Source organism: Pandoraea sp. NPDC090278 (assembly GCF_044772185.1).
GTDB lineage: Bacteria > Pseudomonadota > Gammaproteobacteria > Burkholderiales > Burkholderiaceae > Pandoraea.
Window position 1 is genome coordinate 1 of record NZ_JBIVYJ010000025.1, and the last position, 6,839, is coordinate 6,839.

The 6,839-nt window shown below is 57.9% G+C and carries 2 protein-coding genes and 3 pseudogenes; all 5 read left to right on the top strand.

Annotated features, from left to right (window positions below; genetic code table 11):
* Window positions 1-613: 613 nt before the first annotated feature.
* The 5 genes and pseudogenes from ACIQWO_RS27170 to ACIQWO_RS27190 all read left to right on the top strand — a co-directional run bounded on the left by ACIQWO_RS27170 (window position 614) and on the right by ACIQWO_RS27190 (window position 6,805).
* On the top strand, window positions 614-1,285 hold the full coding sequence (locus ACIQWO_RS27170) for an SAVED domain-containing protein (RefSeq protein ID WP_402830818.1): 672 nt from the start codon (window positions 614-616) through the stop codon (window positions 1,283-1,285).
* A gap of 108 nt (window positions 1,286-1,393) precedes the next feature.
* Window positions 1,394-1,819, top strand: a pseudogene (locus ACIQWO_RS27175) (IS21 family transposase); the annotation flags it as partial.
* Window positions 1,800-2,012: pseudogene (locus ACIQWO_RS27180) on the top strand (tyrosine-type recombinase/integrase); the annotation flags it as partial. The pseudogenes ACIQWO_RS27175 and ACIQWO_RS27180, both read left to right, overlap by 20 nt.
* 145 nt (window positions 2,013-2,157) lie before the next feature.
* A pseudogene (locus ACIQWO_RS27185) lies at window positions 2,158-3,183 on the top strand (IS110 family transposase).
* 652 nt (window positions 3,184-3,835) lie between these two features.
* Window positions 3,836-6,805: a Tn3 family transposase gene (locus tag ACIQWO_RS27190; RefSeq protein ID WP_402830820.1), complete on the top strand. Its 2,970-nt coding sequence runs from the start codon at window positions 3,836-3,838 to the stop codon at window positions 6,803-6,805.
* Window positions 6,806-6,839 lie beyond the last annotated feature (34 nt).

Below are 6,839 nucleotides of genomic sequence, written 5' to 3' on the forward strand. Positions count from 1 at the left end.
GACGAAAACGCATGGGTAATTTGACCTGATGAAATAGGACATCAGCAAAAAACACGCGTCGCCTACAGAAAATCACCTCGAGGGTGACTGACAACGCGCCGCCGGGAAAAGATAAGCCGCACAACAGGACGCAGAAATCGAGTGCTGCACCGAGGATGGAGAAGCCTCACAGATTCCTCTCCGGTGCGCACTTACGCGGGCCATAAATTACTAATTAGCCGTGCCACATGACGCATTCGGCCCAGATAAACTCACGATTGGCAATGACCAATCACATCCACTTGATCCAGTCGACTATTTAAATTAAAAAAATGACTGTTATTCGAATCATGAAAAATTAGTCGATGCAACGATTTCATTGCAAAAAATCACCTGCAAGACCTTCGCCGATTCGCTTTATTCGGCACAACGAAAAACTTTCAGAGCAAGGATAAGTTTTCACGATAGTGCCCTCGTTCGACTGATAGACAGATAGAAATAAATCTAAATTTCGTGGTGAATTGTTGCCGGCGCTGTCCAGACGCGGATGAACCTGGAGGCGCGTTTACAGGCGATGGTGAGCCCAGGCTAAAGCCCAGTCCGTAAAGGGTTGACAGCCGAGTGGCGGGATGCCATGGGATGGTTGATCATTCATCGAATGATCATTGATTTGAACGAAACCCGCGTGTGCACCGTTGAGCAGGTGCGTGCCATTCTTGAAGGCACAGAAACGCACGATTTTGTCGTACCAACAAACACTCACGCCCGCTGTGTATGGATCTCCCACTTCGACGAACGCGCGATCCGCGATCAGGCCGACTGGGCAGCGACGCTCTATCCAAAGCTCAAGGGCTTCTTACAGACCGCGGCAAAGGACAACCAGCATCTCCGACTGATTTTCGATGCTCACAACACGCTAGCCTTCGCGGCCGGGGCGGTGCTAAACATCAAATCCGGCCGCAACGTCGAGATCGAGCAAAGAACAGTCCACCGGAATGTTTGGCACTCAAATGACGTGCCACGTGATCCGTCGTGGCCCGGCTGGAAATTCGATCTGGAAATGGTGAAGGAGTCGGAGGGAGACATGGCGGTCGCGGTGTGCCTCACTCACGACGTAGCCTCCGCCGTGAAAGCGCATATCACCACCGCTCTGCCGCAGGCGAGCTCGTTGCTGATTGCTCGTCCAACTTGTGGCGCTGGCGCGCGGTCTGTGGTGTGCGGTCAACACGCATTTGATCTGGCCGAAGCATTGGCCTTGCAGACTAATCAAGGGTACCGCTGCATCTCTTCATCGCGGCACTGTTGATGTGCACCAAGAACTGACCCTTCGAAGGGGGTAGTTTTCATCGAAAATTGACCCACGTGATTCAATGTCCTGCTCAACCTTTGAGCAGGACATACCAAGGTGATCACGGTGGGCATGCTAGCCAAGATCAGGCGGATGTATTTCCGCGAGAAGGTACCGCTGCGAGAGATTGCGCGACGCACGGGCCTGTCCCGAAACACGATTCGCAGCTGGCTGCGCCAGACCGATACAGTCGAGCCCCAGTATCCCAAGCGAGTCAGCCCCAGCGTCGTCGATGAGTGGGCCGAACAACTGAGTGGCTGGTTACGTACCGACAGCCATCGGCCGAAGCGCGATCGCCGTACCGCTCGCTTCATGTTTGAGGCGATACGTGCACAGGGTTATGCCGGCAGCTACGCACGAGTGAGCGCGTTCGTGCGGCACTGGCACGAGGTGCAATCCCAGGCACCGCGCACCAAAGCTTATGTGCCGTTGGCATTCGATCCCGGAGAGGCCTTCCAGTTTGATTGGAGCTGCGAGTATGCCTTCGTTGGCCGAAAAGCTGCGACACGCCAGTCCCCATTGGACACGACATACCCACGCGACGCATGCACTCGCCCGCGGCGCCGAGCTAACGGCGGTGCGCGACAATCTGCGCCACGCCTCGATCGCGACGACCTCGATTTATCTTCAGGGAGACGAAATCAAACGCTATCGACAGATGGATGAGGCGTTCGCCGCACCATAAGCGGGTACCCAAGCTCTGGGTTTCATCCGCTGAGCGAATGAAAGGGACTTCCCCGTCCAGTGGCTGCGGCGGAAGCCGCAAGTCGGCATCAACATGCCATGATGAAGTTTTGAACGTTCATCAACACCAACAGGAGGGGAAGTCCATGCCTATTGTCACCGTCGGAATCGACCTTGCCAAGAACGTGTTTGCCATTCATGGCGTGGATGAAGCCGGCAAAGCTGCTTTGATCAAGCCGCGAGTGTCGCGTGACCAGTTGGTAACGCTGATCGCGCAATTGCCACCGTGTCTTATTGGCATGGAAGCGTGCTCCGGCGCACATCATTGAGCTCGGATGTTCCAGCAACACGGCCACATGGTCAAACTGATGGCGCCCAAACTCGTTGCGCCGTATCGGATGTCCGGCAAGCGTGGCAAGAACGATGCGACGGATGCAGCCGCCATCTGCGAGGCGGTTACTCGTCCGAGTATGCGTTTCGTACCGCTGAAGGACGAACATCAGCAAGCGACGCTGTGCCTGCATCGGACACGGCAGGGGTTCATCGAGGAGCGGACCGCCGCCTACAACCGGACCCGTGGGCTGCTCGCCGAATTCGGTGTGGTGTTGCCGCTTAGTCCTGAACGTCTGCGAAAGGAGATCACTGCTCATCTCGATACCTTGCCGGGTTGGGCCAAGCGATGTATCGGCGATCTTCTTGAGCACGCCGGCCACATTGAAGATCGCCTAGCCGAATACGATCGTGCGATCAGCGAGATTGCACGTGAGGATGAACGCAGCCGATGGCTTATGCAATTACGCGGGATTGGCCCGACTACGGCGAGCGCGTTGCTCGCAAGCCTGGGCGCCGGGCATGACGTCAAGAACGGTCGTCAGGTCGCGGCTTGGCTCGGACTCACACCTGGCCAGTACAGCAGCGGCGGCAAGGCGCGGCTCGGTAGTATCACGAAGGCAGGCGACGCCTACCTGCGCAGCTTGCTTGTGCTTGGTGCCCGGGCCGTCATTGCTCATGTCGGCGAGAAGCAGGATCGCTTCAGCCGCTGGGTTCGAAGTCTGGTCGAACGTCGTGGTTTCTGGCGGGCCGCCGTCGCTATCGCGGCCAAGAATGCGAGGATGGCCTGGGTGCTCCTGAAATATGGGGAGGATTTCAAGCATGAACAGGTTGCCGCCTGAAAATCGAACTAAGTCGACGAACTGACGCCCAGATACGAGAGTGTGGGCAATGAGCGGATAAAGATCACTTTGCACTGCCAGCGGTGATGTGAAGCGGGTTGGACCCGCGCGGGGCGTACCTGAATAAAGCACGGGGACTTACTTCCCGTCTAGCGAACGAGGTTCCCGCGCGCGTCTTTCATCAGGGTCCGGGCCATCTGCCCAACATGACCGTTTGTAGTATCTTAGTCCTTCACCTTCTCACACGACACCGGCAAGGCAGTATGTAGCACAGAAAACCACGTCGGGCGCTTGCACTCAACGGGGAAGCCCTTGTAGTGCTTTATTTTCCGTTTTCTGAGACGCCCCCTACTGGAACGCGTGGCTCAATCCCGCCGAGTTATCGGAGAGCCTCCTTCGCATCTTCGATCACTACGTTCACGATTCCCGCGCCGGCTTCATCGACGTAGATTCGGGGGGATATCTACGTCCACGCCGGATCATGGACGTGCCGTGGAGCAACACGCCGGCCTCCGACGTGAAGGCTGCCGCGCAAGCCGTTGCTGATGCCGCGTTGCTGTAGGTCGGCACCAAGAAGACGTTTCGCCCACTCGCGATTTTGGCGCTAGCCGGACAGCCCTGCACCAATCCCCCCAAATACGGATGACGGATCATGCCGCGTCGCAATCTGCTCACGCCCGCCGAACGCGCCGGCCTGCTCGCACTCCCTGCCACGGACGATGAGCTTATCCAGCACTACACCCTCGCCGAGCCTGACCTGTCGGTGATTCGTCAGCGACGCGGCAGTCACAACCGGCTCGGCTTCGCTGTGCAGTTGTGCTACCTACGCTATCCTGGCATTGCGCTGCCGACGAATGCGGAGCCGCCGACCTCGCTGCTGGGCATCATCAGCCGCCAATTGCAGATCGCGCCGGACATCTGGCCGCAGTACGCACGACGACCTGAAACGCGACGCGAGCACTTGTTAGAGTTGCAAGCATGGCTGAAGCTGACACCTTTCAGCGTCGCCGACCATCGGTACTTCGTCCTGCAACTTTCGGAACTCGCTCAGCAGACGGACCGGGGTATCGTGCTGGCCGAAGCACTGGTCGGGATGCTGCGGCAGCAACGCATTATTCTGCCGACAGTCGACGTTATCGAGCGTGTGTGTAGCGAAGCGCTGACGAATGGCACGCGTCAGGTCTATGAAGCGCTTACGACGTCGCTGCGTGACTCTCACCGTCGCGCACTCGATGGACTGCTAGCGATCCGCGAGGGTGCCAAGGTCAGCAGGCTAGTCTGGCTACGCCAGCCACCCGGGCTGCCAAAGCCCAAGCATGTGCTGGCCCACCTGGAGCGACTGAAGTCCATCCACGAGCTAGTTCTACCGGACGACGTGGAACACGCCGTTCACCAGAACCGCTTGCTCAAGCTCGCCCGCGAAGGCGGACAGATGACCGCGCAGCACCTGCGTGATTTGGCACCGAAGCGTCGCCACGCCACCTTGGTTGCGGTAATTCTAGACGCCCGGGCTACGTTGATCGACGAAGTCATCGACCTGCATGACCGCTTCATGGGATCGCTGTTCAGTAAGGCCAAGCGTAACCACGCGGACCGCTTTCAACAGTCGGGAAAGGCGATCAACGACAAGGTACGTTTGTACTCGCGCGTCGGCCGCGCCTTGCTGGAAGCCAAGCAGTCGGGCCGCGATCCGTTCGTCGCCATTGAATCGATCATCCCGTGGGATGCGTTCAGCGAAAGCGTTACGGAAGCGGAGACGTTGGCTCGTCCGGAAGACTTCGATTTCCTTGCCTTGGTCGGTGACGGCTTCACCCAACTTCGTCGCTACACGCCGACACTACTGGATACGTTGACCATGAAAGCCGCACCAGCCGCGCGGGAACTGCTGGCAGGTGTCGAAGTGCTCAAAGCGATGAACGACCGTCAGGCACGCAAGGTGCCAGACGACGCGCCCACGTCCTTCGTTCGAAAGCGCTGGGAAGACCTGGTGCGCACTGAGGATGGGCTTGATCGGCGTTTCTATGAACTCTGTGTTCTGTCCGAACTGAAGAACTCACTGCGTTCTGGCGATATTTGGGTGCGAGGCTCGCGCCAGTTCAAGGACTTCGAGGACTACCTGTTACCGCCACCGCAATTCACGGCACAGCGTAACCAGCAGGAATTGGGCCTCGCTGTTGATTCCGACTGTGACCGCTTTCTGGAAGCTCGCCTTGCGGTGCTTCAAGAGAAACTGGCGACAGTCGAGCGACTGGCCGCTGCCGACGAATTGCCCGACGCGACAATCACCAGCACCGGACGAATCAAGATTACCCCGTTGGACAATGCCGTGCCGGATGAGGCCGAGGCCTTGATGCAGCAGGTATACAGCTTACTGCCCCGCCTGAAGATCACCGATCTTTTGCTGGAAGTCGACGGGTGGACCAATTTTACTCGCCACTTCAAGCACCTCAAGAGCGGCGCTGCGGCGGAAGATCAGCAGCTGCTATTGACAACTATTCTTGCCGACGCCATCAATCTGGGTTTGTCAAAGATGGCTGAGTCCTGCCCCGGCGTGACCTACGCCAAGCTGACGTGGCTCCAGGCGTGGCATATCCGCGACGAAACCTATTCTGCAGGGTTGGCTGAGTTGGTCAATGCTCAGTTCCACCAACCCTTCGCCGCCTACTGGGGGGATGGCACCACGTCATCATCGGACGGTCAGAATTTCAAAGCCGGAGGTCGTGGACAAGCCGCCGGCCAGGTGAACCTGAAATACGGTCAGGAGCCGGGCGTGCAGTTCTACACCCACGTATCCGACCAGTATGCGCCATTTCATACCAAGGTCATCAATGCCACGGTGCGCGACGCTACCCACGTCTTGGACGGACTGCTATATCACGAGTCCGACCTACGTATCGAGGAGCACTATACCGACACGGCGGGTTTTACCGACCACCTATTTGCACTGATGCACCTACTGGGCTTCCGCTTTGCCCCGCGCATCCGCGACCTGGCCGACAAGCGTCTGTATATTCACGGCGACGCCAAACAGTACCCGACGCTCGCCGGCCTGATCGGCGGCAACGTCAAGGTGAAGCAGATTCGTGCTCATTGGGACGAAATCCTGCGGCTGGCCGCCTCGATCAAGCAGGGCACGGTGACTGCCTCACTGATGCTTAGAAAACTTGGCAGCTACCCGCGCCAAAATGGCCTGGCGGTGGCCTTGCGCGAATTAGGGAGGATCGAGCGCACGTTGTTCGCGCTCGATTGGATGCAAAACGTAGAACTGCGCCGGCGGGTGCAAGTCGGCTTGAACAAGGGCGAAGCCAAAAATGCTCTGGCCCGCGCCGTGTTTTTGAACCGGCTTGGCGAAATCCGTGATCGTAGTTTCGAGAATCAGCGCTACCGTGCTAGCGGTCTCAATCTGGTAGTCGCGGCAATCGTTCTGTGGAACACGATCTACCTGGATCGTGCGGTCCAGTCGTTGCGCGATGCGGGCAAGGAAATTGACGAGCGGCTGCTATCTCATCTATCGCCACTGGGCTGGGAGCACATCAACCTGACGGGTGACTACGTCTGGAAGCCGAATAAGCAATTCGGGAAAGGCAAGTTTCGACCGCTACGAATGGCTGACAGAGCTTAGCGTACGATTTTTTCCGTTTCGTGAGCTGGCCCCT